Origin of the sequence: Lentzea kristufekii (genome assembly GCF_033949925.1) — a bacterium.
Taxonomy (GTDB): Bacteria; Actinomycetota; Actinomycetes; order Mycobacteriales; family Pseudonocardiaceae; genus Lentzea; species Lentzea kristufekii.
On sequence record NZ_JAXAVV010000006.1, the window covers coordinates 40,026 to 65,957 of the forward strand.

Consider the following 25,932-nt stretch of genomic DNA (forward strand, 5'->3'; position numbering starts at 1 on the left):
CCGGAACCCGCCCTGTCCCCGCGTGCGGCCGAAGACCAGAAGGTGGCAGCACCGCTCCCCCCGCGGCACCGCCACCTTCTCCCCCGATCGCGGATCCCCTCATCCACGGCGCAGAGCCTGCCAGGGTGAACCTGAAAGGACACTGAAAGATCCTGAACCGGATTTCAGGACGCGATCATGATCGATGCGGCACCCTGCTGCCATGCGCGTGCTCGTGGTGGAAGACGACCCCCGCCTCGCCGACCTGCTCACCCGCGGCCTGACCGCGGAAGGGTTCGCGGTCGACGTGGAACGCACCGGCACGGACGGGTTGTGGCGGGCGCGCGAGCACCCGTACGACGTGATCGTCCTGGACATCATGCTGCCCGGCCTCAACGGTTACCGGGTCTGCCAGGCGTTGCGCGACGCCGGCGTGTGGACGCCGATCCTGATGCTCACCGCGAAGGACGGCGAGTTCGACGAGGCGGAAGGTCTCGACACCGGCGCGGACGACTACCTGACCAAGCCGTTCTCCTACGTGGTGCTGGTGGCCCGGCTCAGGGCGCTGGCGCGGCGGTCGCGCACCGCCCAGCCGGTGCTGCTGCGGGCGGGCGACCTGGTGCTCGACCCGGTCAGCCGGGAGTGTCACCGGGGCACCGCCCGGATCGACCTGAAGGCGAAGGAGTTCTCGGTGCTGAACTTCCTGCTCAGGCACGCGGGTGAGGTCGTCACCAAGTCGGAGATCATCGACGGCGTGTGGGACGCGGCGCAGGACCCCGACCCCAACCTCGTCGAGGTCTACATCAGCGCGCTCCGCCGCAAGATCGACACGCCGTTCGACCGGCGGAGCATCACCACCGTGCGCGGCGTCGGCTACCGGTTGGTGGACCGATGAGATCATTGCAGGCCAAGGTGACCGTGCTGGCCACGATGGTCACCGCGCTGCTGATCGGCCTCGCCGGGCTGCTGATGCTGGTCTCGCAACGTGCGGAGATCACGACGCAGACCGCGGACAGCTCGCGCGTGCACTACATGTGTTCGAGCACGCAGTGCGTACCGCTGCAGAAGAACGCGACCGCCGCCACGCCGGGAGTGCTCGTCCGGTACGCGAGCACCGAGGTGCGGCCTGCCCTGTCGCTGTGGCCGTTCAGCGACAGCGGTGAGACCCGGTCCCAGCAGCTCGGGGAAGGACCTCACCGCAACGACGAGGACGCGCGGTCGATCGCGTCCCAGGCGCAGCAACAGCTCAACCGCTCGACGCTGTCCCTGCTCGGCGTGCTCGCGTCGATCACCGCGCTGGTGTCGGTCACCGTGCTGGCCGCGACCAGCCGGGTGCTGCGGCCGGTGGAGACGATGCGCGCCGAGGTGGCCGAGATCAACGAGCACAACCTCACCCGGCGCGTCCCGGTGCCGTCGTCCGACAACGAGATCACCCGGCTGGCCGCCACGCTGAACGAGACGCTCGACCGGGTGCACCGCTCCGTCGAGGACACCCGCAGGTTCGTCGCGGACGCCTCGCACGAGCTGCGCAGCCCGCTGGCCGCGCTGCGGGCCGAGCTGGAGATCGCGCTGTCGCATCCGCACCTCGCGGACTGGCCCACCGTCGTGAAGTCGGCGCTGGAGGACGCCGAACGCCTGCAGGAGCTGACCACGGACCTGCTGCTGCTGGCCAGGCTGGACGCCGACGCACTCGACAAGCAGGACACCGTCGACCTCACCGCCGTCGTGCAGCGCGAGGTCTCCCGCCGGGCCATGGTCGCCCTGGAGGCGGACGACCAGGTGCTCGTCCCCGGCCGGCGCGCCCAGCTGTCGCGGCTGCTCGGCAACCTGCTGGACAACGCCGAACGCCACGCGGGCACCGCCGTGATCGTCCGCCTGCGCGGCGGCTCGTCCGCGACGCTCGAGGTCATCGACGACGGTCCCGGCATCCCCGAGGCGGACCGCGAACGCGTCTTCGACCGGTTCACCAGGCTCGACGAGGCCCGCACCCGTGCCGCGGGCGGCGCGGGCCTCGGCCTCGCCATCGCCCGCCGCATCGCCACCAGGCACCACGGCACGCTCGAAGCCACCGACGCCGAAGGGTTCCGCGGAGTCCGTTTCGTGGCAACGATTCCCACCGGCATCCCGCAGCCGAGGAAAGCCACCGCCCTGGAGCAGCGCATGGGTGACGAGGTGTGGCAGTTCCTCAACGGGTCGATCGTGCCGACCCACGGCCACATCCCCGAACCTCGGCCGGTTCCGGTGCCGGAGCTGGACTGGGACCTGATCTTCGGCGAACACCAGCCGGTGCACACGTGAGCCGAGGCACCCGGTTCACCTGGTCTTGCTGGAGTTCCTGACGTCCTCGATGATCTGCTGCACGGCTTCCTCACCTGCTCCCCCGTCGGATGGTGCACCACGGCGGTGGCAGCGACAGTTCCTCTGGCACGATCACGGTCATGGAACGCGTCGTCATCCTCGGCCGTGGCGGCGCCGGGAAGTCCACTCTCGCGACAACGCTGGGCACCGCGACCGGCCTCCCCGTCATCGAGCTCGACAAGCACTTCTGGGGACCGGAGCTGGAACCGACCCCGCACGACCTCTGGTCCATTGTCCAGGGCGAGCTCGCCGCCGAAGACCGGTGGATCATGGACGGCGACCTCGGCCCCCACGACGTCCTCGAAGTCCGGCTGGTCAGAGCGGACACCGTGCTCCTGCTCGACTACTCCTTCCCACGCTGCGCCTGGCGCGCACTGCTCAGGTCCCGCGAGACCGCCGACTTCTGGCGCTGGGTGTGGTCGTGGCGTCGCAGGTCCCGGCCGCTCCTGCAGAAGGCGATCGCGGCTCACGCCGGCAACGCGCGGCTGCACGTGTTCCGGAGCCCGCGCGCGACGGCTCGCTTCGTGGCACGGCTTTCGTGACACCGCCCGACCTCGCCAGGCCGGGCTGTCGCGGAGCCTGCTGGAGCGCGCTCAGCTGTCGGCGCGCTCCAGCCGCACCACGAGCCCGCGGACGGTGAGCACCGTCGACTCAGGACTCTCCGGCAGGACGAACTCGACGTCGACCGGCCCGTCCCCGAAGCGAAGTGGTTCTCGTGCAGCCAAGCGGATCTCACCACCCGGCTGGGTGATCGTCGCGGCATTCTGCTCCAGCACAACGGTTCCGCCGTCCTCGGCACCACCCGCGTCCGGCAGCTCGGCGACCAGCCGCAGGCCGGCGCCGTCCGTGCCGTCGCAGTCCCCGGCGAAGTCGAGGACCATCGTCTTGGACCGCAACGTCACTTCGGCACCCTCGGCGCGGCAACGAGTTCTGGTCATACGACCGCGATACCCGCCGGCGTCATCACCAAACATCGGACTGGACCGGAAGAACGGTGACCGACGCGCCGGTGTGATCATCGGCGGCGTACACCCGCGTGGGTGAACCACAGTGGTATTCGATCGGCGAATGGGCGCACCGCCGTGGCCTGACGGGTTCGAGAAGGCGGGCGCGGAGCCGCCGGCACGCGCATCCGCCGTCCCCGGGACGGATCACGCCACCTGCGCCGATGGGCGGGCTGCCGCGGACGTCGCCCCGCATCACAACGCTGATCGCGGACGAGAGACCACCGCGCACCTGTTCGGACGTTGTTGAAGTAAGGTCGTTTGGTTCGTCGAGGTGCGCTTGAAAAGCCAGGTGTCCCCTCACACCTTAGTTTCCGCCCCTGTCGTGGAGGCAGTAGGAATGAGTGGCACTACGGCCAAGGCCGACCGTTCCGCAGGTCAGACCGAAGCGCGAAGAGCGGTCGACCTGCCGGAGCTGCGGCAGTTGCTCGCCGGGCTCACCGCGGTGCGCGACGGCGACTTCGGCATCCGCCTGCCCGACGACTCCGACGGGTTGCTCGGCGAGATCGCGACGGTCTTCAACGGCATGGTGGACCAGCTGTCGCTGTTCACCTCCGAGGTCACCCGCGTGGCGCGCGAGGTCGGCACGGACGGGCGGCTCGGCGGACAGGCCGAGGTGCCGGGTGTGTCGGGCACGTGGAAGGACCTCACCGACTCGGTGAACGCCATGGCCGGCAACCTGACGAGCCAGGTGCGCGACATCGCTCAGGTCGCCACCGCGGTCGCGCGGGGTGACCTGAGCCAGAAGATCGACGTCGACGCGCGCGGCGAGATCCTCGAGCTGAAGAACACCGTGAACACGATGGTGGACCAGCTCTCCAGCTTCGCCGACGAGGTCACGCGAGTCGCGCGTGAGGTGGGCAGCGAGGGCAGGCTCGGCGGGCAGGCCGAGGTGCCCGGTGTCGGTGGTGTGTGGCTGGACCTCACGAACTCCGTGAACTTCATGGCGGGCAACCTGACCGACCAGGTCCGCAACATCGCTCAGGTGACGACGGCGGTCGCGCGCGGCGACCTGAGCCAGAAGATCACGGTCACCGCGCGGGGCGAGATCCTCGAGCTCAAGAGCACCATCAACACGATGGTCGACCAGCTCAGCTCCTTCGCCGACGAGGTCACCCGCGTCTCCCGCGAGGTCGGCACCGAGGGCGCGCTGGGCGGGCAGGCCGACGTCAAGGGCGTCTCCGGCACCTGGCGCGACCTCACCGACTCGGTGAACTTCATGGCGGGCAACCTGACCGCCCAGGTCCGTTCCATCGCCCAGGTCGCGACGGCGGTCGCCCGGGGCGACCTGAGCCAGAAGATCAACGTCAACGCCCGCGGCGAGATCCTCGAGCTGAAGAACACGATCAACACGATGGTCGACCAGCTCTCCTCCTTCGCCGACGAGGTCACCCGCGTCTCCCGCGAGGTCGGCACGGACGGCCGCCTCGGCGGCCAGGCGGACGTCAAGGGCGTGTCCGGCACGTGGAAGGACCTCACCGAGTCCGTCAACGTCATGGCGGACAACCTCACCGCGCAGGTGCGCTCCATCGCCCAGGTGACGACGGCGGTGGCACGGGGCGACCTGAGCCAGAAGATCCGCGTCGACGCGCGCGGCGAGATCCTGGAGCTCAAGGAGACCATCAACACGATGGTCGACCAGCTGTCCGGCTTCGCCGACGAGGTCACCCGCGTCTCCCGCGAGGTCGGCACCGAGGGCAACCTGGGCGGCCAGGCGACCGTGCGCGGTGTCTCCGGCACGTGGAAGCACCTGACCGACAACGTGAACGTCATGGCGTCCAACCTGACCAACCAGGTGCGGTCCATCGCCCAGGTCGCCACCGCGGTCGCCAGGGGCGACCTCAGCCAGAAGATCACCGTCGAGGCCAAGGGCGAGGTCGCCGCGCTGGCCGGCGTCATCAACACGATGGTCGACACGCTCTCGGCGTTCGCCGACGAGGTGACCCGCGTGGCCCGCGAGGTCGGCACCGAGGGAATGCTCGGTGGTCAGGCACGCGTGCCGAACGTGGCGGGCACGTGGAAGGACCTCACCGACAACGTCAACTTCATGGCGAACAACCTGACCAACCAGGTGCGCAACATCGCCCAGGTCACCACCGCCGTCGCGCAGGGCGACCTGACGAAGAAGATCGACGTCGACGCCCGCGGCGAGATCCTCGAGCTGAAGACGACGATCAACACGATGGTCGACCAGCTGTCGAGCTTCGCGGCCGAGGTGACCCGCGTGGCCCGGGAGGTCGGCAGCGAGGGCCGGCTGGGCGGCCAGGCCGAGGTCGAGGGCGTCTCCGGCACGTGGAAGCGGCTCACCGAGAACGTCAACGAGCTCGCCGGCAACCTGACCCGGCAGGTGCGGGCGATCGCCGAGGTGACGAGCGCGGTCGCCGAGGGCGACCTGACCCGGTCGATCACCGTCGAGGCCTCCGGTGAGGTCGCCGAGCTCAAGGACAACATCAACTCGATGGTGGGCTCGCTGCGCGACTCCACCAAGGCCAACCAGGACCAGGACTGGCTCAAGTCCAACCTGGCGCGCATCTCCGGGCTCATGCAGGGCCGCCGTGATCTCGCCGTGGTCGCGGAACTGATCATGGACGAGCTGACCCCGCTGGTGTCCGCGCAGTTCGGCGCCTTCTACCTGGCCGACGACATCGACGACCACCAGGAGCTGCGCCTGATCAGCTCCTACGGGCACCCCGACGACGCCACACGGCCGACGCGGTTCGAGTTCGGCCAGTCGCTCGTGGGTCAGGCCGCCCGCAGCCGCCGCACCATCGCCGTGGACGACATGCCGGCGGACTACGTCGCGATCTCGTCCGGACTCGGGCGGACGGCACCGGTGAACCTGGTCGTGCTGCCGATCGTGGTGGAGGACCAGGTGCTCGGCGTGATCGAGCTGGCGTCGGTGCACCACTTCACCGACATCCACCGCGACTTCCTCGAACAGCTGATGGAGACCGTCGGCGTCAACGTCAACACCATCATCGCCAACGCCCGCACCGACGAGCTGCTCGCCGAGTCCCAGCGACTCGCCGGGGAGCTGCAGTCGCGCTCGGGCGAACTCCAGGTGCGCCAGGAAGAACTGCAGCGCTCCAACGCCGAGCTGGAGGAGAAGGCGGCACTGCTCGCGACGCAGAACCGCGACATCGAGGCGAAGAACCTGGAGATCGAGCAGGCGCGCCAGGAACTGGAGACCAGGGCGCGGGAGCTCTCGCTGGCGTCGAAGTACAAGTCGGAGTTCCTGGCCAACATGAGCCACGAGCTGCGCACGCCGCTCAACAGCCTGCTCATCCTCGCCCAGCTGCTCGCCCAGAACCCGAGCCGCAACCTCACGCCCAAGCAGGTCGAGTACGCGGGCATCATCCACTCGGCCGGCTCGGACCTGCTCCAGCTGATCAACGACATCCTCGACCTGTCCAAGATCGAGGCCGGCAAGATGGACATCACTCCCGAACGCGTCTCGCTGCGGCAGCTGCGGGACTACGTCGAGGTGACCTTCCGGCCGCTCACCTCCCAGAAGGGGCTGAGCTTCCAGCTCACCACCGCGCCCGGCACCCCGCCGGAGCTGGTCACCGACGACACCCGCTTGCAGCAGGTGCTGCGCAACCTGCTGTCCAACGCGGTGAAGTTCACCGAGACCGGTGGCGTCGAGCTGCGCATCGAACTCGCCGACCCCGACCAGCTGCCGGCCGCGGTGCGCGAGCACGGCCCGGCGATCATGTTCCGGGTCAGCGACACCGGCATCGGCATCGCCGAGCACCAGCTCGAGTCGATCTTCGGCGCCTTCCAGCAGGCCGACGGCACCACCAGCCGCAAGTACGGCGGCACCGGCCTCGGCCTGTCGATCAGCCGGGAGATCGCCTACCTGCTCGGCGGGCTGATCACCGCGGAGAGCACTCTCGGCAAGGGCAGCACGTTCACCCTCTACCTGCCGGTGCGCCGCGAGGACTTCCCCGAGAACGCGCAGGACCTCCCCGAGCAGGAGGCGTCGGCGCTGCCGGCGGCCGCGGCTCCGACCGTCGCCAACGGCCACAAGCGCAGGCTCCTCGTGATCGAGGAGAAGTCGCACGGCCTGCTCGCGCTGGTCGCGCAGAGCGCGGTGACCGATCTGTCCGCGAGCGACGACCCGCGTGGCCCGGTCGACGTGGTCACCGCGGTCGGGCAGGAGGAGGCGGCGGCGGCGCTGGCGACCGAGCCGTGCCACTGCGTGGTCCTGGAGCTCGACATGCCCGACGGGGCCGCGTTGCGGTTCCTGGACGCCCTCGACGGCGACGCGGCCACGAGCACGGTTCCGGTGCTCGCCCACCACAACCGCAGGCTCGCCGCCGAGTACGAGCAGCGGCTGCACGAGCGCAGCAGCTCACGCCCGCTGGAGATCCTGTCCAGTCTGGACGAACTGCGCGAGCGGATCGCGTTGCACCTCAACGCCAAGGGCCCGCAGGACGTGCTTCCGCTGGTGCGGCCGGAACAGCCGGGACAGCCGGTGGTCCACGAGGCGAACGGCCAGCTCGCCGGCCGCACCGTGTTGATCGTCGACGACGACGCCCGCAACCTGTTCGCCCTCAGCAGCATCCTGGAGCTGCACGGCGTGCGCGTGCTGCACGCGGAGAACGGCAGGGAGGGCATCGAGGCCCTGGTCGCCAATCCGGAGATCGACCTGATCCTGATGGACGTGATGATGCCGGAGATGGACGGTTACGCCGCCACCACGGCCATTCGCGCCATGCCGGACCACGAACAGCTGCCGATCATCGCGGTGACCGCCAAGGCGATGCCCGGCGACCGCGACAAGAGCATCGCGTCCGGTGCCAACGACTACGTCACCAAGCCGGTGGACGCCGACGAGCTCATCTCCTGCGTACGTCACTGGATGCGTCAGCTGTGACGGCCGACGGGACGGGCGTCGATCGGCTCGCGGGTCTGGTCGAGCGCCTCCAGCGCGAGCTCGAGGAGAGCCGGGAGGCAGCGGACGGCCGGGCGCTCGTCGAGCTCGCGAAGGGCATGCTCGTCGAACGGCTGCGCTGCGGCCCGGCACAGGCCGCGGAGCAGCTCGCCCTGCTCGCCGACCGCGCCGGCACCACCCAGCTCGAACTGGCCGTCGACATCATCAACGAGGCGTCCGGCGACGACTTCGTCGCACGGGTGCCGGCGACGGCGGACCCGGGCAACCGCGCCGCGATCCGCTTGCGGACGGCGGAGAGCGGTGCGCTGCAGGCGGAAGACACACAGGCCGTCGCTCAATCGCTGTTCGCGCACGCGCTCTCGCCGCTGGGCGCGGTCGCGGTGGCGATCTGGTCGGCAGGCGCGGACTCGTCGCTCACCCTGGTCGGGCAGGCGGGATTCGCCGCGGGCGAGGCCCAGCGCTGGCGCTACGTGCCGCCCGGCGTCGCGACACCCGCACGGCGGGCGCTCCTCGACCGCGACGCGGTGTGGATCTCCGATCTCGGCCGGTCCGGTCTGCCGTCCATCGGCGCGGACCTGCCCGGTCGTGTGGCCGTCCCCGCGGGCACCGGGGGCCGGATCACCGGTGTGCTGGAGATCTGCTGGCCCGATGTCCTCGAACCGCAGCCGCTGAGCGTGCACAAGCAGGTGGAGGCGCTGGCCGAGCTGTGCGCCGCCACGCTCGACTTCACCGCCGCACCGCAGGGCCAGATCGAGCACGTCACGACCGCGCCCGGCGAACTCGCGGACCTCGCCGACGGGCTGCTCGATCCCGCGCTCGTGCTGGGCCCGGAGATCTCCGCCGACGGCACGCTCACCGACTTCCGGGTGCACCACGTGAACAACCGGTTCGTCGACCTCGCGGGCAGGCCGCGAGCCGCGGTGGCGGGCAGACTGCTGCTGGAGGCATACCCTCTGGCCGCGGCGGAAGGCGACCTGTTCGACAAGATCGAGCGCGTGCACGCGACCGGGGAACCGTTCCGGGCCGAGCGCATGACGCTGGCGGCACTGGTCGACGAACTGCCGCTGAAGGTCACGGCCAGTGTGAGCGTCACCCGGCACGGCGTCCTCGTGCTGGTCGTGTGGCGGGTCCAGGACGAGGCCGCCCGGCTCGCGAACCTCCTGCAGCACGCCCAGCGCCTCGGCCGCATCGGCGGGTTCGAGGAAGAGCCCCAGCACGGCAAGGTCATCTGGAACAGCCAGCTGTACGCGCTCTACGGCCTCCCGCTGACCGCCGATCCCGTGCCGCTGTCCGACATCACCGAGCACGCCCACCCGGACGACGTGCCGTCCCTCAACGGTTTTCTCCGCAACGTCCAGCACCAGCACCGGCCCGCGTCGGCGGCCTTCCGGCTGCACCGCGCCGACGGCGTCACCCGGCACGTCCGCGTGATCGCCGAACCCGTGCTCGACTCGCACGGCGCGCTGCTCGCGATCCGCGGCGCCTACCAGGACGTGTCGGCGCAGCACTGGACCGAGGTGGCGCTGTCCGCGGCCCAGGACCAGCTCGCCATCACCGCTCAGGAGGTCGAGGAGCACAACAGGCTCACGCTGCGGCTCCAGCAGGTGATCATGCCGCCGACCCATCCCACCATCGACGCGTTCGGGTTGCGGGTCGCCGTGCGCTACCGGCCCGCGGCCCAGGAGGAACTGGTGGGCGGCGACTGGTACGACGCCGTCGTGCTGCCGAACCAGCAGATCCTGGTCTCGGTCGGCGACATCACCGGCCACGGCATCAAGGGCGCGACCGGGATGGTGGCGCTGCGCAACGCATTACGTGGTCTCGCCGCCACCGGCGCGGGGCCCGGTCAGCTGCTCAAGTGGCTGAACCTGGTGGCGCACCACCTCACCGACCACATCATCGCCACCGCGCTCTGCGGCGTGTACGACCCGCTCACCCGCGTGCTGCGCTGGGCGCGGGCCGGCCACCTGCCACCGGTGCTGATCAGGAACGAGCGTGGCGAGCTCCTGCCCATGCTGCCCGGCCTGCTGCTCGGCGCGCTGGCGGAAGTGTCCTATCAGGAGGGTGAGGTGCAGCTGGAGCCCGGCGACACCTTGCTGCTCTACACCGACGGCCTGGTCGAACGCAGGGACGTACCGCTGGACGAGTGCATGGAGAACCTGTGCGACGCGGTCTCGGGTCCTCCGCGTGATCTGGAGGCGTTGCTCGACGAGTTGCTCGCGACCAGCGACTCGAACACCGACGACGACACCTGCGTCGTCGGTATCCAGTTGCTCTGATGCCCTTTCCGGTCAGCTCTGGCAGCGACAGCGGTACTGCCGGCCGGCACCGAGCCGATCGATCACGTCATGCGTGACCACCTGCTCGGCGCCGGACGCTGTCACGCGGTCGAAGCGGTCGCCGCCGCCGGGATCAGCGCTCGGTGTCCACACGAACAGCTCGATCTCGCAGTCCGGGTGCTCGGCCCGCAGCCGTGCGGCGACAGCGTCAGCGGTGTCGACGCCACCCTCAGGTGATTCGGCGGCGACGACGGCCACGAGGTGTGCGTCGTCCTCACGCCAGACGTGCAGGGCACGCGGTTTGCAGCGGGGAGAGTCGGAGAACGTCCACCGGGGCTCGTCGCGGATCAGCGTCGCCCGCGGCTTGCCCTGCAGGACAAGGGTTCCGCTCGTGCCCCGAGCGCAACGCAGCCGCGCGAGCTGTCGCAGCAGAGCGTGGCGGACGGGCTCCACGTCGGCGACGAGTTCGGCCAGCTCGTCCAGTCCCGGAGCGTGGGGGTGGTCGAGGCGCCACCGCGTCAGCTGACGCACCATCTGCGCGTGCCCGGCACCGACGTCGTGGTACTCGTCCTCGAGCTGATCGCACCACGAGCTGTCCGCCTGTGCCGGTGTCATCCCGGCCAGCTCGCGGGCCAGCGCGCGGGCCTCGCCGAGCTCGGCGCGCAAGCCCGCCAACGCGACAGGGAGCATCTCGATGCCCAGTTCCGAAGGCTCCTGGCCGCCCGCCCGTTCACTTCCCACTCACCGCACGATACGAATGTCCTGTCGACACGGACGAACGACACCCACGCGACAGCGCAAGTTCGCCAATCCGGGCGACAGGACCTGCTCGCGACCGCTGCTCGGCCCAGGTCGCTTGACGGGCGGGTGGTCAGCAGGAGACCGACGCGAACACGGTCTTGCCGCCGCACGCCCGTTGCCGGGTGCCCCACGCCTTCGCCAGGTTGTCGACGACCACGATCCCCCGGCCGCGGTTGTCGTTCGGCAGGCGGGAACGGCCGTACACGGGTTCCGCGGTCGAGTCGTCGTCCACCTCGATCGTCACCGCACAGGGCGTCCGGCTGCGCAGGACGCGCAGCCGGCCGACGCCGGGCGTGTGGTCCAGGACGTTGCTCACGAGCTCGGTCATCACGAGCAGGACGTCGTAGAGGTGGTTCTCCCCGAGGTCGTGCAGAGCCGCGGTGAGGTCACGGCGGATCGCCGACACCGCGACGCCCGGACGCACCGGCAGGTCCAGCACCAGAAGCTCGGGCGGTGTCATGAGCACGTCCAGGTCGTCACAGAACGGTTCGATGGACCCGCCGGCGGCCGGCAAGACGGTCATACCGCCAGGATAACGGCATTCAGGTCGATTCCGGCCGTCCGGCTCGCGGCACTCAGTGGCGACGTCGGCGGCTGAGCAGCAGGACGGCGACTCCACCGGTGGTGAGCAGGGAAGCCAGGAGAACCGCTGTGCCGAGGCCACCGACGCCGGTGGAGGCCAGACCTCCGCGGAGGGGCGCGGGTGCGGTGGTGGTGGTCGGCGGCGTGCTGGGCGCCTTCGTGGTCGTCGTGGGCGGAGTCGCGCACGAGCGGCCGGCCGTGGGGTTCACGTCGCCCACGGCGATGGTGAAGACGTCGCTGTCGGAGACGGTGCGGCCATCGGCGAGAGTCGCCGTGACGTCCACGGTGACGCGGTAGGTCCCCTCGGCGCTGAAGGCCCAGTTGGCGTGGGCGTGGGTGCCCAGCGGAACGGTGATGACGTCCGGGAGGCCGTTGGCCGAGTCGGCCAGGACGGTCGGGGTGAGGCCGGTGAGGAACACGGCCACACGACCTGGACCGTCCACAGCGGACATCCGGACGCTGACGTCGCCCGAGATGTCCTGCGGGCTCAGGGACTCGGTGTTCCACCCCGCCCAGACGATGCCGGGGATCTGGGTCTGCGGGATGAGCCACACAGGTGCGGCGGGTGAGCCGAGGAAGCCGTAGGCCGGGTCGTTCGGCACGGTGTTGCGGGCCGCGGGAACGAGGTGCAGCACCACGTCGGAAGGATCGCGCCACACCGCCGCGTCCGCCCCAGCGGTGCCGTCCTTGACCTCGGTGCGCAACGCGCCTTCGCGGAGACGTGGGGCGATGAGGTCGACATGGCCGTCGTTCAGCACGACGCAGGACGCCGGGGGGACGGTGGTCGTTGTCGAGGCGGTCGTCGTGGCCGCAGTGGTCGTCGTGGTAGTCGTGGTTGTGGTGGTCGTGGTTGTCGTCGTAGTCGTGCTGGTGGTCGGCACGCCTGGCTGGACCGTGCGGGGATCGACGTCGCCTACGGCGATCGTGTAGGTCGTGGTGTCGCGCAGTGGCGCACCTGCGGGCGTCGTGGCTTCGACCGCGAACGTGAGCCGGTAGACGCCCTGCGCCGAGAACGTCCAGTTCGCGTGGGCGTGCGTGCCGAGCGACAACGGGTGGTGTTGCGGCAGCGGCTGGGCGGTGTCGAAGACCCGTGGCAGCGGCTCGCCGAACGGACCGGACTGGAACACCGTCAGCGTGCCCGGCGCCGGGGCGCCCCGCTGGTCACCGGAGATGGAGTCCAACGTCCAGCGCACGGAGTTCGGATCCACCTGGGCCGCGGTGAGGGACTCGGTGTTCCAGCCCGCCCAGACGACGGCGGGGTCCTGCACCTCGGGGATGAGCCAGAGGTCGCTGCCCGCGGGGCCGAGGAAGGCGTACTCGGGCAGGTCGGGCACCTGGATGCGGGACTCGGGTTTGACGTGGGTGACGACCTGCTCGGGATCGTGCCACGTCGGCGGTGTGGTGTTGCCGTCCTTGTAACGCACGTCCAGGACGCCCTCGGTCACCACCGGTGCGAGCAGGTCGACGTGGCCTTGGTCGACGACGGTCGCGGTGTCCTGGGCGAAGGCCGTGGCGAGGGAAAGCGAGGTGAGCGCGGCCACCGTCGCGGTGGCGAGCGCGGCCCAGCCGCGGTGCAAGGTGCTCACGAGGTCTTCTCCTGGACGCGGCGGCGGGTGATGACGAGCACGGCCACACCCGAGGCGAGCAGAGCCAGGCCCAGGCCGGTGACGGCGGGCAGGCCGGCGGGGCCGGTCGACGCGAGAGCGGTGGCGGGCTTGCGGTTGACGGTGCCCGGCTGCACGGGCGAGGGCGTGCCGTCGCCGATCGTGAAGGTGTAGGTCTCGGTGTCGGTCAGCGGCCCGCCGGTACCGGGTGCGGTGGCGGTGAACGTGAGGCGGTAGCGGCCGGGTTCGGCGAACACCCAGTTGGCGTGGGCGTGCGTGCCCAGCGGCACGGACTGCGCGTCCGGCAGACCGTCGGTGCTGTTGAAGAGGACCGTCGGCTCGCCGAACGAGCCGGTGGTGAACAGGCCGAACGCACCGGGTCCCTCGACGGCGGTCAGCGACCACGTCACCGGTCCGGTCACGTCGGCCGGGCGCAGTTCCTCGGTGGACCAGCCCGCCCACAGGAGGTCGGCCCGCTGGGTCTGCGGCAGCAGGAAGACCTGTTCGCCCGCCGCGCCGAGGAACGCGAGTTCCGGGCTCGAGGGCAGTGCCGTCCGGGAACCGGAGGTGACCTTCAGTTCCACGTCGGCCGGCTCGCGCCACGTCGTGGTGCCGGCGACCGTGCCGTCCTTGACCTGGATGTGCAGTCCGTCCGGCAGCAACCGGGGTGCGACGGCGTCGACGTGTCCCCTGTCGATGACGACGCGGCCGGTGGCCGTCGGCGGTTGTTGCACGACGGCACGGATCTGCGGGCTCGGCGCGACGACCTCCGGCCGGGGAGCCGCCGGGAGGACCTGCGGCGCCACTTCGGGGCGAACCGCCTCGGCGACCGACAGGGCGTAGACGCTCTCGACGGCCAGCGGCCGGCCGTCGAGAGCGTGCGCGGTGGCTTGGAGGCGGAGCTCGTGCCCGCCCGGTCCCGGCGGATCGACCTGGAGCGTTCCGGTGGACGCGACGGGAACCGCGACGGGCTCCCCCGCCGGTGTCCCGCTGTCCACAACGGACGCTCGCAGGGTGACCCTGTCGCCGAAGACGGTGCCGGGTTCGATGGAAGTGGTGTCCCAGGTCAGCTCGACGGGCGCGGCGGGGTCCGCCGCCTCCACCCGCTGCTCTGCGGCGTCGATCTCGAGACGGTCTCCCGCGACGTCCAGGACGGCGTCCGCAACGGGGTCGACGGGTTCGGCGGGCTCGGCGAGCGCGGCGGGCGCACTCGTCAGCAGTGCTGCGACGACGGCGAACAGCCCTGCCGTGACGCGTGTGGACGCACGCACGTGCATGTGTTGTTGAACCTCCAGGCACCAACGCCGGCGGATCGGCGATGCGGCACGACCGTAATACAAACGACAATCGTTTCCAATAGGCCATTCGGCTCTGTTGGAAACGATTTTCATTAGCAAGACTGCGACGGGTGCCGCGGCCCGCTCGGGCCGCACCACCGCACGATTGGAGTCCACGTCCGTGCGCACCACTGCACACATCGCCCTGCTGTTCGCGGCAGTGACCGGGTTGACCACCCTCACCGCCGCGCCCGCCACCGCTGAGACGATCACCACGATCGACAGCGGTCACGTCGACGTCTTCGGCGTCGCCTTCGAGGACGGCGCCTTCCACCTGCACGTCCACGACGGAGCCGCCGAGGCCGAGTACGAGCCCTCGGAGGTGCTGCTGGTCGCGAAGTCCGCCGCCAGGACCTCCGTGCCCGCCGACCCCGCGTACGCGTTCCTCGGCAAGCCCGGCGCGCCGGTCTGGGTCCTGCCCCAGGTGCAGGACCCGGACCTGCTGTGGCCCGGGATCGCCACCGAGGAGATCGAGCCGGGGATCTTCACCGAGGGCACGCTGAAGCTGAAGGTCGAGCGCGTCCGCGGTCCCGGCGACTTCAGCATCTTCACCACCGACGCCGTGGGTGCGCCCACCGTCCTGGTGGACAGCGGTGACGGCCTGCCCGACCGGATCGCACTCGCCGCCGGAGAGCACAAGCACGCCAACTGGGCGTTCGAGGCCGCCGGCACCTACACGGTGACCGTGCGCGCCGCGGGCGTCCTCGCCGCGACCGGGCAGAAGGTCGTCTCCGAGTCCGCCACCTACCGTCTTAAGGTGAACCTGTGAACCGCCGCCTCGCCGCCGTCGCACTGGTCGCCGGGCTCGCCCTGGCGACTTCGGGTACCGCACACGCCGCGGTGACCCTCTCCTCCGGCCACGCCGACGCCATCGACGTCGACTGGACCGGCAGCGCCCTCACGCTCGACGTCCGCGACGACACCGTCGTCCCCGGCGCGGACCGCGACCCGTCCACCGTGACGCTGAACGCCGTGCCGGCGAGCCGCACCACGGTGCCGTCGAACTCCTCCTACGCGTTCCTCGGCTCCCCCGGCTCACCGGTGTGGATCCTGCCGCAGAGCCAGGCGAGCGGCGTGCTGTGGGCGGGCTTCAGCACCGAGGGCGTGCCGGCGGGAGTGCTGCAGGGCAACACGCTCACCGTGAAGCTGGTGTCCGTCACCGGGCCCGCGGGCTTCAGCGTCTTCACCACGGGCTCGTTCGGCACGCCGACCGTGTGGTTCGACAGCGGCAACGGTCTGCCCGACAGCCGCGCGTTCGCCGTGAACACCCACGCCCACGCCAACTGGGCGTTCGAAGCGGCCGGTACCTACACCGCGGTCTTCGAGGTGACGGCGGTCCAGGCCGCCGGCGGCGCGGTCACCACGGGCCAGAAGACCTACACCTTCACCGTTCAACCGTGATCCGTGCGGAGGCCGGGGAGTACGTCCCGGCCTCCGCACCTCGCTTCATGAGTATGATTATCGTTGTTATCTACTTCGGGATTGGCGTGACGACGTGCTCCTTGGCTTGCGCCGACGCCTGCTGGTCGGGTTGATCGTCATAGTGGGAGCGTCGGGCTGCACCGCTCCCGCCTCGCTGAGCGACCGCGACGGCCGGTTGCAGGTGGTCGCCACGACCGGGCTGCTGCGGGATCTCGTGCGCAACGTGGGCGGGCCGAGGGTCAACGTCACCTCGCTCGTGCCTGACGGAGCCGACCCGCACTCCTACGAACCGAGCCTGCGTGACGTCCGGAACGTGGTGTACGCGGACGTGGCGTTCAGCAACTACGTGATGCTCGAGGAGCACTCCGTCATCAGGGCGCTGGACGCGAACCTCCGCCCGGAGGCGGCGAACGTCTCGCTGGCCGAGGAGGCCGTCAAGTACGCCGCCGAGATCATCCCGCTGGTCGAGGACGTCACGCTGGACACCGTGTGGCTCGGACTGCGGGCCAGGGGCGACGGGAAGGCTCGCGGCGCGAACCGCGCGTCGGAGGTCCTGCTGAGCATGACCGCCGCCAGCGGCCCCGGGAACGTCTACGGCTACCTCACCGGGTCGTTCGGCGACGCCGACGTCTACTTCGACTCCAGCGACGGCTTCAACCCCGGCGACGGCTACGGCGACGACACCGCGATCCTGCCCTCCGACGCCCACACCCACATGTCCTGGGCGTTCACCCGGCCCGGTGTCTACGAGGTGACCCTGTCCGCGCGCCTGCGGGTGGACCAGCGGTCACGACCGGTCCCGCTCGGCGAGTCGAAGTTCACCATCGCGGTCGGCGTGCAGCCCCCGGACCGCCCTGTGCAGGTGGACCGCGGGCACGCCGACCTCACCGTCGACCTGGACCGCGAGCAGGTCTACGCGCTCTTCGACCCGCAGGGAGGCGGGGAGAAGGCGCAGCAGGTCGTACCCGCGTCCGACGCCGTCGTCGTGGTGCCGAGCAAGGCGCTCAGCGAGATCCCCGCCGGGTTCGGGTTCCTCGGCCGGCCCGGCGATCGGGTCTACCAGCTCGCCCAGGCCGTGCTCGGCAAGCACGTGCACGGCGAGATCGATCCGCACCTGTGGCAGAACGTGCGCAACGCCATGGCCTACACCCAGGTCATCCGCGACACGCTGATCGAGAAGGACCCCGAGGGCGCGCGGGAGTACCGCCGCAACGCCGAGGCCTACCTCGCCGAGCTCGACGCACTCGACCGATATGTGCGCGCACAGATCGACGAGATCCCGGCGACGCGCCGCCATCTGATCACGACGCACGACGCGTTCGGCTACCTCGCCCAGGCGTACGGCGTGAGCGTTGCCGGGTTCGTCACGCCCAATCCCGCCACCGAGCCGTCCCTGGCCGACCGCCGCAAGCTCACCGAGACGATCCGCAACCTCGCGGTGCCCGCGGTGTTCCTCGAACCCAACCTGGCCGCCCGTTCGTCGACGCTCACCCAGGTCGCCGGCGAGCAGGGGATCCGGGTCTGCCCGATCTACGGCGACACCTTCGACGGCGAGGTCACGACCTACGTCCGGATGATGCGGTTCAACGCCGACTCGCTGCGCGACTGCCTGCGCTGATGAAAGAGGAGTACATGAGACGGTCCCTGCCGATCGCCCTGCTGGTCGTGGCGGCGCTGCTGGCGCCCGCCGCGGCCCTGGCGCAACCGCCCGGCGACGGGCCGGACCAGACCATCGCGCCCGACCAGCGGATCGCCGTGGACGAGGCCGTGCTGGCGCGCGGCCACATGGACGTCGGCCCCCGTTTCGTCGACGGCGCGTGGAAGCTGATGGTGCACGACGACACCGGCGATCCGTCCGTGTGGCGGAACCTGGACCGCACCGCGTTCCAGGTCTCCGACAAGGCACTGCTCACGGTGCCGGACAATCCCGCGTACGCCTTCATCGGCAAGCCTGGCGCGAGGGTGCACGTGCTGCCGCAGGTGCAGAACCCCGAGGTGGCCTGGGTCGGCTGGAACACCCAGGACCCCGAGGTGATGGAGGTCGTCGACCGCGGGGTCACCCTGACCCTCACCGGCGTCGACGGCCCCGGCGAGCTGTTCGTCTACCTGCAGGCCGGCAACTTCGGTGCCGCCGACGTGCTCTGGGACTCCACCAAGGCCGCACGTCAGGACATCTGGGTCGACACCAACACGCACACGCACGCCAACTGGGTCTTCACCACTCCTGGCGTCTACCTCGTCCAGGTGGAGGCGCACGCCAAGCTGGTGGACGGCAAGGAGGCCCGCAACACCGCGACGCTGCGCTTCGCCGTCGGTGACGCGACCGACACCAAAGCGGCACTGGCCGCCAAGCCTCGAACGTCTGCGAGCGCACCACCTTCCGCGGCAGCGTCCGAAAAGGACAGTGTCGGGAGCGACGGTGGGTCAGGACCGCCCTGGGGTGTCAGCGCCCTGATCGCGGCCGTCGTCGTGCTGGGCGCGCTCGTCGTCGTGGTGGTCGTGCGCGGCCGCGCGGCGAAGCGGCAGGGGACGTCCGGGTGAACGCGTTGCGGGTGAGCGGGCTGGCCGTGGACCTGGGCGGACGCCGGGTGCTCACCGACGTCGGCCTCACCGTCGACCGAGGCGAACTGGTCGGGCTGGTCGGGCCGAACGGCGCGGGCAAGACCACGCTGCTGCGCAGCCTCATGGGCCTCCTGAAACCCAAGTCGGGTGAGGTGGAGGTGGACGGGGAACCGGTGCGCCGCGCGGGCACCGGCCTGGGCTACGTGCCTCAGCGGCACGAGTTCGCCTGGGACTTCCCCCTCTCGGTGGAGGGCGTGGTGATGACCGGCCGCACCGGACGGCTCGGCCTGTTCCGCAGGCCGCGTGCGGCCGACTGGCGTGCGGTGGTCGAGGCGCTCGACCGGGTGCGCATGGCCGATCTCCGGACCCGCCCGGTCGGCGAACTGTCCGGTGGGCAGCGTCAGCGCGTGCTGCTGGCGCGGGCGTTGGCACTGCAACCGTCGGCGCTGCTGCTCGACGAGCCCTTCACCGGTCTGGACATGCCGACGCAGGAGCTGCTCTCGGACCTGCTGCTGTCGCTGGCCAGGGACTCCCACGCCATCCTGACCACCACCCACGACCTGCCGGGCGCGCTCTACACGTGCGACCGGCTCATCCTGCTCAACCGCACGGTCGTCGCCGCGGGATCGCCAGACCAGCTGCGCGACGAGAAGCCGTGGATGGACACCTTCGGCGTCAGCGAGGGCAGCCCGTTGCTCAAGATCCTCAAGGCGGTCTGAATGTCCCCCGTCGACTTCCTCCGCGACCTGGTCAACCCTGACCTCGCGTTCCTGCCCAAGGCACTGCTGGTCGCGGTCATGTCCTCGATCGTCTGCGGTGTCGTGGGCTGTTACGTCGTGCTGCGGGGAATGGCGTTCATCGGCGACGCGGTCGCACACGCCGTGTTCCCCGGACTGGCCATCGCGTTCGCGGTGTCGGGCAACCTGATCCTCGGCGGCACCCTCGCCGGCGTGGCGACCGCCGTGCTGGTCGCCGTGTTCTCGCAGAACCGGCGGCTTCGCGAGGACTCGGTCATCGGGATCTTCTTCGTGGCCGCGTTCGCGCTGGGCATCGTGGTGATCTCCAGGGCGCCGGGCTACGCGGGGTCGCTGCAGCAGTTCCTGTTCGGCTCCATCACCGGCATTCCCGACGAGGACCTGTACACGGTCGCGGTGACCGGCATCCTCGTGCTGGGCGCGGTGTTCTTGCTGCACAAGGAGTTCGTCGCGGTCACCATCGACCGGGAGATGGCGCGGGCGACGGGGCTGCGGGTGTTCTGGCTCGACATCGTGCTCTACGTGCTGGTCACCCTCGCGGTGGTGATCTCGGTGCAGACGATCGGCAACATCCTGGTGCTCGCGCTCCTGGTGACACCCGCGGCGACCGCACGCCTGCTCACCGACCGGCTGGCCGTGATGATGCTGCTCGCGCCCGTGATCGGCGGCTTGTGCGCACTGGTCGGTCTGTACGTGTCGTGGTCGTGGGACTTCCCCACCGGCGGAACGATCGTCCTCGTTCTCACCGCGGTGTTCCTCACGGCCTGGGTGCTGGCGCCCAAGCACGGCCTGCTCGCTCCAGGACGTCGAGCCGAGAGCTCGGCCGACGCCGTGTGACGGTGGGATCGAGCCGCACGGGCCAGGTGAGGCGTGCTCTACTTCATGCGAGTGGCCATGAGGGCCGAGCACGGAGGTGGAAGTGAGCAAGCGGTGGATCCAGGCCACGGCTGTCGTCATCGCCGTGGCGATCACCCTGAGTGCGCTGTACTACCTGGTCGCCAGCCTTTGACCTGGCGCCGCGTGCCGAGTTGCGCGCGGCCTGCCGGTCGTCAGCCGTGCTCTTCGCGTCTGGTTCCCATGTGGATGGTCCTGGCCGTGAGCAGCGCCAGGTCGTCACGGTTGCCCAGCCACACCGGTGAGGTGCGGTCGAGCACGCTGTTCCACGCGATGCGATCTTCCTGAGCCAGGTACGCCTGGGCTCGTCCGACGCGTGCGGCGAGCTCCGCCAGCACCACCTCCCGCACCCCTTCGGTGAGCGGAGCGGGCAGGTCCAGCAGCACGCTGCGACTGGTGACCTGCTCGAGTCCGGCGGACCGCAACAGGCCCGGCCATCCGCGTGCCGCGCGCACGACCGCGGGCCTGCTCTCGAACCATGCCGTGAACCACTCGTTGTGCGCGGCGTCGAGCCGAGCCTCCAGCCCAGGCCGCCCTCGCCGAGTGCGAGCAGTCCGCCGGGCGCGAGGAGCCCGGCCAGCCCGGACACCGCGTCCTGCCAGGACAACGCGTGGTGCACGCAGGCTCCGGACCAGATCAGCGACACAGGTTCCGGCAGCGGCGCGGGACCGTCGTCGAGGTCGTGGAGCACCGTGCGCACGCGGTCGCACAGCCCTGCCCGCTCAGCGCGTTCGCGCACCAGAGCGAGCATCGTCTCGTCGTTGTCCACGGCGTAGACCCGTTCGGCGCGTTCGGCCAGCCGCAGCGTGCCGGTGCCGGATCCGGGTCCGACATCGGCCACCACGCCTGCGACCGGCAACGCGTCCAGGAGTGCCAGCTCGGCCTGGGCGAACACAGCTTCCGCCGCGGCGGGGTCCGCGGTCGACGGGCCGGTCATCAGGCGTGCTCGTGCAGGTCGGCGAGGTCCCACTCCGGCAGCGGGTCCTCCAGCGCGAGCCAGTGCGCCGGACCGGCCTCGAACTCCTCGTCGGTCAGCAACGCCGGCTCCAGGCGGCGGCGCGGTTCGTCGAGATCGAGGCCGACGCCGATGAAGACCAGCTCCTGGCGGCCCTGCGGGGTGTCCAGCAGCTGCCCCGGTTCCAGGGTGAGGTTCGGGCCCGCCTGCGACCACACCGCGAGAACCTCGGGGCGGCTGGCGATGTGGCAGAAACCCTTGCTGCGCAACACGCCGTCCCAGTCGGCCAGCGCCGCCATCAGCCGTGCGGGGTGGAACGGCCGCGACGCGCGGAACGCGACCGAGCGGATGCCGTACTCCTCGGTCTCCGGGACGTGGCCGGTGCCCGCCAGTTCCTGCGCCCAGCCGGGAGCCTGCGCGGCGGTGATCGGGTCGTAGCGACCGGTGTCGAGCACCTCGGCCAGGTCGACGACGCCTTGGCGCGTGTGCAGCAACCGGGCGGTGGGATTCATCCTGCGCAGCACGGCGTCGAGCGTCGCGAGCTGCTGGCCGGTCACGAGGTCGGTCTTGTTGACCACCAGCACGTCCGCGAACTCGACCTGGTCGACCAGCAGGTCCGAGATCGTGCGCTCGTCCTCCTCCGCGGCGGCCAGGTCGCGCTCGGCCAGGTGGTCACCGGTGGTCAGCTCGCGCAGGAAGCCCGCCGCGTCCACCAGCGTCACCATCGTGTCCAGCTGCGCGTGGTCGGACAGGCTCGTGCCGTCGGAGAAGGTCCAGTCGAAGGTCGCGGCCACCGGCATCGGCTCCGAGATGCCGGTGGACTCGATGAGGATCGTGTCGAACCGGCCCGAGCGCGCCAGCTCGCCGACGCTGTCGAGCAGGTCCTCCCGCAACGTGCAGCAGATGCAGCCGTTCGTCAGCTCGACCAGCCGTTCCTCCGTGCGGTCGAGGGTCCCCTGGCCCGCCACCAGCGCGGCGTCGATGTTGATCTCGCTCATGTCGTTGACGATCACCGCCACGCGCCGTCCTTCCCGGTTGGCGAGCACGTGGTTGAGCAACGTCGTCTTGCCCGAGCCGAGGAAGCCGGACAGCACGGTGACCGGGGTGCGCCTGAACATGTGCACATGATAATCATCTTCATCACGGAAGGCACAGGCATGCCCCGCCGAACCCTTGCGCGGTTGCGATCAGGCGGTGGTCCCGACGTCGTCGGTGACACCGATGCCGAGGTGTTCGATGTGGTAGACGGCCTCGTCGAGCAGCATCGCGACGTGGTTGTCGTACAGGCTGTAGACGATGCTGCGGCCCTGGCGCGTACCGGTCACGAGGCTGAGCGCCCGCAACAACCGCAGCTGGTGCGACACCGCGGACTGCTCCATCTCCACGGCCTCGGCGAGCTCGCCGACCGAGCAGGCGCCGTGGCGCAACCGGGTCAGGATGCGCAGGCGGCTCGGCGTCGCGAGCGCCTGGAGGGTGGCCGCCACCGTCGCCGCCGACTCGGCGTCCAACTGCGCCGGCGGTGTGGTCCTGCCCTCGACTCCGTGACCCATGGCAGTATCCTACTCAGTGAACACATGAAGAGGTCTTCAGATGTTCCTGTATGGTGCCTGGCGTGACTTCGACGTTCCTCATCGAGAGCCCGCACCGGACACCGGCGATCAAGCGCTCCCCGTTCGCGATCACCGAAGTCCGCTGGGCGATCGCGGCCACCGCCCTGTTCCTGATCGGCGTCGGCGCGAAGCTGGTGGGCACGGCGCCGTGGACGTGGTGGACGCTGCTGCTCGCCTGTTACGTCGCCGGCGGCTGGGAACCCGCGCTCGCCGGGCTGAAGGCGCTGCGGGAGCGGACTCTCGACGTCGACCTGCTGATGATCGTCGCCGCGATCGGTGCCGCCTCCATCGGGCAGGTCGTCGACGGCGGCCTGCTGATCGTCATCTTCGCGACGTCCGGCGCGCTCGAAGCCGTGCTCACCCAGCGCACCGCCGACTCGGTGCGCGGGCTGCTCGACCTCGCACCACAACGGGCGTGCCTGCTCCTGCCGGACAGCCGCGAGCGGGAGGTGGACGCGGAGACGCTGCGGATCGGCGACGAGATCCTCGTGCGGCCCGGCGAGCGGATCGGCGCGGACGGCGAGGTGGTCGGCGGGAGCAGCGAGGTCGACGAGGCCTCCATCACCGGCGAGCCGCTGCCGGTGCCGAAGCAACGCGGGAACGAGGTCTTCGCCGGCTCGCTCAACGGCACCGGTGTGCTGCGGGTGCGGGTCGGCCGCGAGCCGAAGGACTCCGTGATCGCCAGGATCGTGGTGATGGTCGAGCAGGCCTCCGCCACGAAGGCGAAGACGCAGCTGTTCATCGAGAAAGTCGAGCAGCGCTACTCGGTCGGCGTGGTGGTTGCGACGCTGGCGTTGTTCTCAGTGCCGCTGCTGTTCGGCGCGGCGTTCGAGCCCACGCTGCTGCGAGCTATGACGTTCATGATCGTGGCCTCGCCCTGTGCACTGGTGCTCGCCACGATGCCTCCGTTGCTGGCGGCGATCGCGAACGCGGGCAGGCGCGGTGTGCTGGTGAAGTCCGCGGTCGCCGTGGAACAGCTCGGCACGGTCGACGCGGTCGCGTTCGACAAGACCGGCACGCTCACCGAAGGCACACCCCAGGTCGTCGGCATCATCACCGAGCAGGACGAGGACGAGGTGCTGGTGCTGGCCGCGGCGGCCGAGCAGTTCAGCGAGCACCCGATCGGACGGGCCGTCGTGGCCGAGGCACAGCAACGACGGCTTCGGCTTCCGGCAGCCGGCGACTTCCACGCAACGCCGGGAGTGGGAGTGACCGCGCGGGTCTCCGGTCGATCGGTTGTCGTGCGACGGCACGACTCGCAGCACAACACCGCGGTCGAGGTCGTCGTGGACGACCGTCACGTCGCGATCATCGAGCTCGCCGACCAGATCCGGCCGTCGAGCCACAACGCGGTGCACGACCTCACCGTCCTCACCGGACGGAGTCCGATCTTGCTGACGGGCGACAACCACGCAGCGGCACACCGGGTCGCGGCCGCCGTCGGCATCGTCGAGGTCCGTGCGGAGTTGCTGCCCCAGGACAAGGTGCGGGCCGTTCGGGAGATGAGCGGCAACGTGCTGTTCGTCGGAGACGGCGTGAACGACGCACCCGCTCTGGCGACCGCACATGCGGGCATGGCGATGGGGCGCAAGGGTTCCGCACTCACCGTGGACACCGCCGACGCAGTGGTGGTCGGCGACGACCTCACCGTGGTCCCGGCGGTGGTGGCCTTGGCCCGCCGAGCCCGGCGGGTGGTGATCGCCAACCTCGCGATCGCCGGGACCTTCATCGTGGTGCTGTCGGCGTGGGACCTGTTCGGGACGCTGCCGCTCCCCCTCGGCGTCGCGGGTCACGAAGGATCCACAGTCCTCGTGGCGCTCAACGGGATGCGGCTGTTGTCCTCCGGCCGACGGCGTCACCCGTGAGCACCGGGCCGACGTGACTCCCGGCGCGGCCACCGGCCGATGTCCGGGACCGCCGGTGGACGCGCTGACCGGGTGAGGACCCTATTCGGTGAACATGGTGAACGAACGCATCTGGTCGAAGCGTTGGGCAGCGAGATCATCGGAACTGATCAGGAAGCATCCGTAGTAGAACTCGCCCTGCGTGGGGAACTGGGCGAGCGGCACCCACTCCTTGGTCAACCGGTACGCCTCCTCGCGCCGCAGGCGGAATCGCTCTTCCCCCGACATGTCGGGATCAGCCGCTTGCCGGCTCCTGACGTTGTCGAACGCCATCTGTGTCCACGGGCCGTCCTGGCCGCCGATCTCCCGGCAGTACCCGCCTAGGCGAAGCGCGCAGTGGCGCTTCTGATCGGGCCAGAGATCGTCGACGAGCTCGCACAACCGATCGATGTGCTTCAGCTCGTCGAACAACCGCTTCACGGTGTCCGCCTTGTGCTCGACGTCGCGCTCCTCGATCCAGTCCGGCAGCACCGGCTGCACCCACGCGGTGAGCCGGCTCTCGGGGATGAGGAACGGGATGGGCTCGTGGAAGAACGTCCTGGTGTCGTGGCCGGGCGGCGGTGGCGCCACCTCCGTCTCCGTGCCTGCCGGGACGTAGAGCGCTCGCGAGAACTCAGTGGTGGGATGTTCCTCCATGTCTTCCTCGTGGTTCAGGAAGAACAGCAGCGAACCGTCCGTCGGCAGGCCGAGGCCTTCGGCCCGCGGAAGAGCCGCGCAGTCAACGGACCCGATGAACGGCAACGGGTAGTCGCCGCCCGGCCACTTCATGCCCACCGGTAACCGGGGAAGCCCGCCGAGCTGCCCGGCGACTTCGTCCCCGGCAGCGCTCGGACCCGCCCAGATCGCGAACCGGAGCTGGTCTGCGAACTTGTCGGCCTCGTCCTGCGGAATGCCTCGATCGAGTGCCGCGCTGCGGAACTGTTCATGACGATCCATGGCGCAGCATGATCGCAGACCGGTGGAAGCGCTCCCCCACACCGGCCGTCCGG

The 25,932-nt window shown here is 70.3% G+C and carries 21 protein-coding genes and 1 pseudogene; 12 read left to right on the plus strand and 10 right to left on the minus strand.

Features of this window, described 5'->3' with window-relative positions; all coding sequences use genetic code 11:
* The first annotated feature begins 202 nt into the window (after nt 1-202).
* The 3 genes from SK571_RS14155 to SK571_RS14165 all read left to right on the plus strand — a co-directional run bounded on the left by SK571_RS14155 (nt 203) and on the right by SK571_RS14165 (nt 2,879).
* Entirely contained in the window at nt 203-874 is a 672-nt protein-coding gene (locus tag SK571_RS14155; RefSeq protein ID WP_319984508.1) for a response regulator transcription factor, read from the plus strand.
* Complete coding sequence (locus SK571_RS14160) at nt 871-2,277, plus strand: sensor histidine kinase (RefSeq protein ID WP_319984509.1); 1,407 nt, start codon at nt 871-873, stop codon at nt 2,275-2,277. Before SK571_RS14155 ends, SK571_RS14160 begins: the two co-directional genes overlap by 4 nt.
* Nucleotides 2,278-2,417: 140 nt before the next feature.
* Nucleotides 2,418-2,879: a P-loop NTPase family protein gene (locus SK571_RS14165; protein ID WP_319984510.1), complete on the plus strand. Its 462-nt coding sequence runs from the start codon at nt 2,418-2,420 to the stop codon at nt 2,877-2,879.
* A gap of 51 nt (nt 2,880-2,930) precedes the next feature.
* On the opposite strand, the gene SK571_RS14170 is transcribed toward SK571_RS14165, so the two are convergent.
* Nucleotides 2,931-3,275 (minus strand): hypothetical protein, encoded by a 345-nt coding sequence (locus tag SK571_RS14170; RefSeq protein ID WP_319984511.1) that lies wholly within the window; start codon nt 3,273-3,275, stop codon nt 2,931-2,933.
* 406 nt (nt 3,276-3,681) lie between these two features.
* Here SK571_RS14170 and SK571_RS14175 point away from each other — a divergent pair, with 406 nt between their 5' ends.
* Together SK571_RS14175 and SK571_RS14180 are read left to right on the plus strand one after the other, a co-directional pair.
* Complete coding sequence (locus SK571_RS14175; protein ID WP_319984512.1) at nt 3,682-8,220, plus strand: HAMP domain-containing protein; 4,539 nt, start codon at nt 3,682-3,684, stop codon at nt 8,218-8,220.
* Entirely contained in the window at nt 8,217-10,517 is a 2,301-nt protein-coding gene (locus tag SK571_RS14180; protein ID WP_319984513.1) for a SpoIIE family protein phosphatase, read from the plus strand. Before SK571_RS14175 ends, SK571_RS14180 begins: the two co-directional genes overlap by 4 nt.
* Before the next feature lie 12 nt (nt 10,518-10,529).
* Here the strand turns inward: SK571_RS14180 and SK571_RS14185 are convergent, their stop codons facing one another.
* The 4 genes from SK571_RS14185 to SK571_RS14200 all read right to left on the minus strand — a co-directional run bounded on the left by SK571_RS14185 (nt 10,530) and on the right by SK571_RS14200 (nt 14,781).
* Nucleotides 10,530-11,258 carry a hypothetical protein gene (locus tag SK571_RS14185; protein WP_319984514.1) on the minus strand — a complete coding sequence of 243 codons (729 nt, stop codon included), beginning with the start codon at nt 11,256-11,258 and terminating at the stop codon, nt 10,530-10,532.
* Between the two features lie 130 nt (nt 11,259-11,388).
* The gene (locus SK571_RS14190) at nt 11,389-11,841 is read right to left on the minus strand and encodes an ATP-binding protein (RefSeq protein ID WP_319984515.1); all 453 of its coding nucleotides are present in this window, start codon (nt 11,839-11,841) and stop codon (nt 11,389-11,391) included.
* A gap of 52 nt (nt 11,842-11,893) precedes the next feature.
* Entirely contained in the window at nt 11,894-13,486 is a 1,593-nt protein-coding gene (locus SK571_RS14195; RefSeq protein WP_319984516.1) for a choice-of-anchor M domain-containing protein, read from the minus strand.
* On the minus strand, nt 13,483-14,781 hold the full coding sequence (locus SK571_RS14200) for a choice-of-anchor M domain-containing protein (protein WP_319984517.1): 1,299 nt from the start codon (nt 14,779-14,781) through the stop codon (nt 13,483-13,485). The genes SK571_RS14195 and SK571_RS14200 overlap by 4 nt, the downstream gene beginning before the upstream one ends.
* Before the next feature lie 181 nt (nt 14,782-14,962).
* Here SK571_RS14200 and SK571_RS14205 point away from each other — a divergent pair, with 181 nt between their 5' ends.
* The 6 genes from SK571_RS14205 (at nt 14,963) to SK571_RS14230 (ending at nt 20,417) form a co-directional block, all read left to right on the plus strand.
* A complete protein-coding gene (locus SK571_RS14205; protein WP_319984518.1) occupies nt 14,963-15,610 on the plus strand; it encodes a choice-of-anchor M domain-containing protein in 648 nt (215 codons plus the stop codon).
* Nucleotides 15,607-16,242 carry a choice-of-anchor M domain-containing protein gene (locus SK571_RS14210; RefSeq protein WP_319984519.1) on the plus strand — a complete coding sequence of 212 codons (636 nt, stop codon included), beginning with the start codon at nt 15,607-15,609 and terminating at the stop codon, nt 16,240-16,242. Before SK571_RS14205 ends, SK571_RS14210 begins: the two co-directional genes overlap by 4 nt.
* A 106-nt stretch (nt 16,243-16,348) precedes the next feature.
* The gene (locus tag SK571_RS14215; RefSeq protein ID WP_319984520.1) at nt 16,349-17,881 is read left to right on the plus strand and encodes an anchored repeat ABC transporter, substrate-binding protein; all 1,533 of its coding nucleotides are present in this window, start codon (nt 16,349-16,351) and stop codon (nt 17,879-17,881) included.
* 14 nt (nt 17,882-17,895) lie between these two features.
* On the plus strand, nt 17,896-18,804 hold the full coding sequence (locus tag SK571_RS14220; RefSeq protein ID WP_319984521.1) for a choice-of-anchor M domain-containing protein: 909 nt from the start codon (nt 17,896-17,898) through the stop codon (nt 18,802-18,804).
* Nucleotides 18,801-19,544, plus strand: coding sequence for an anchored repeat-type ABC transporter ATP-binding subunit (locus SK571_RS14225; RefSeq protein ID WP_319984522.1), 744 nt, complete (start codon nt 18,801-18,803; stop codon nt 19,542-19,544). The genes SK571_RS14220 and SK571_RS14225 overlap by 4 nt, the downstream gene beginning before the upstream one ends.
* Nucleotides 19,545-20,417, plus strand: coding sequence for an anchored repeat-type ABC transporter permease subunit (locus SK571_RS14230; RefSeq protein WP_319984523.1), 873 nt, complete (start codon nt 19,545-19,547; stop codon nt 20,415-20,417). It abuts the gene before it with no gap.
* A 212-nt stretch (nt 20,418-20,629) separates the two neighbouring features.
* On the opposite strand, the gene SK571_RS14235 is transcribed toward SK571_RS14230, so the two are convergent.
* The 4 genes and pseudogenes from SK571_RS14235 to SK571_RS14245 form a co-directional block, all read right to left on the minus strand.
* Nucleotides 20,630-20,929 carry a hypothetical protein gene (locus tag SK571_RS14235; RefSeq protein WP_319984524.1) on the minus strand — a complete coding sequence of 100 codons (300 nt, stop codon included), beginning with the start codon at nt 20,927-20,929 and terminating at the stop codon, nt 20,630-20,632.
* Between the two features lie 101 nt (nt 20,930-21,030).
* A pseudogene (locus SK571_RS46365) lies at nt 21,031-21,411 on the minus strand (class I SAM-dependent methyltransferase); the annotation flags it as partial.
* Complete coding sequence (locus SK571_RS14240; RefSeq protein ID WP_319984525.1) at nt 21,411-22,547, minus strand: GTP-binding protein; 1,137 nt, start codon at nt 22,545-22,547, stop codon at nt 21,411-21,413. The gene SK571_RS14240 and the pseudogene SK571_RS46365, both read right to left, overlap by 1 nt.
* 69 nt (nt 22,548-22,616) lie before the next feature.
* The gene (locus SK571_RS14245; protein ID WP_319984526.1) at nt 22,617-22,979 is read right to left on the minus strand and encodes an ArsR/SmtB family transcription factor; all 363 of its coding nucleotides are present in this window, start codon (nt 22,977-22,979) and stop codon (nt 22,617-22,619) included.
* 62 nt (nt 22,980-23,041) lie between these two features.
* Between SK571_RS14245 and SK571_RS14250 the strand changes: the two genes are divergently transcribed.
* Nucleotides 23,042-24,904 (plus strand): heavy metal translocating P-type ATPase, encoded by a 1,863-nt coding sequence (locus SK571_RS14250; protein ID WP_319984527.1) that lies wholly within the window; start codon nt 23,042-23,044, stop codon nt 24,902-24,904.
* A gap of 81 nt (nt 24,905-24,985) precedes the next feature.
* Here the strand turns inward: SK571_RS14250 and SK571_RS14255 are convergent, their stop codons facing one another.
* Complete coding sequence (locus SK571_RS14255) at nt 24,986-25,879, minus strand: DUF1963 domain-containing protein (protein WP_319984528.1); 894 nt, start codon at nt 25,877-25,879, stop codon at nt 24,986-24,988.
* Nucleotides 25,880-25,932: the final 53 nt, after the last annotated feature.

Excerpts from the sequence above, each read along its gene's own strand:
- SK571_RS14155 (WP_319984508.1), top strand. The coding sequence starts at position 203 with ATGCGCGTGCTCGTGGTGGAAGACGACCCCCGCCTCGCCGACCTGCTC.
- SK571_RS14165 (WP_319984510.1), top strand. The coding sequence starts at position 2,418 with ATGGAACGCGTCGTCATCCTCGGCCGTGGCGGCGCCGGGAAGTCCACT.
- SK571_RS14170 (WP_319984511.1), bottom strand. The coding sequence starts at position 3,275 with ATGACCAGAACTCGTTGCCGCGCCGAGGGTGCCGAAGTGACGTTGCGG.
- SK571_RS14160 (WP_319984509.1), top strand. The coding sequence starts at position 871 with ATGAGATCATTGCAGGCCAAGGTGACCGTGCTGGCCACGATGGTCACC.
- SK571_RS14240 (WP_319984525.1), bottom strand. The coding sequence starts at position 22,547 with ATGTTCAGGCGCACCCCGGTCACCGTGCTGTCCGGCTTCCTCGGCTCG.
- SK571_RS14200 (WP_319984517.1), bottom strand. The coding sequence starts at position 14,781 with ATGCACGTGCGTGCGTCCACACGCGTCACGGCAGGGCTGTTCGCCGTC.
- SK571_RS14245 (WP_319984526.1), bottom strand. The coding sequence starts at position 22,979 with ATGGGTCACGGAGTCGAGGGCAGGACCACACCGCCGGCGCAGTTGGAC.
- SK571_RS14175 (WP_319984512.1), top strand. The coding sequence starts at position 3,682 with ATGAGTGGCACTACGGCCAAGGCCGACCGTTCCGCAGGTCAGACCGAA.
- SK571_RS14255 (WP_319984528.1), bottom strand. The coding sequence starts at position 25,879 with ATGGATCGTCATGAACAGTTCCGCAGCGCGGCACTCGATCGAGGCATT.
- SK571_RS14190 (WP_319984515.1), bottom strand. The coding sequence starts at position 11,841 with ATGACCGTCTTGCCGGCCGCCGGCGGGTCCATCGAACCGTTCTGTGAC.
- SK571_RS14220 (WP_319984521.1), top strand. The coding sequence starts at position 17,896 with ATGAGACGGTCCCTGCCGATCGCCCTGCTGGTCGTGGCGGCGCTGCTG.
- SK571_RS14230 (WP_319984523.1), top strand. The coding sequence starts at position 19,545 with ATGTCCCCCGTCGACTTCCTCCGCGACCTGGTCAACCCTGACCTCGCG.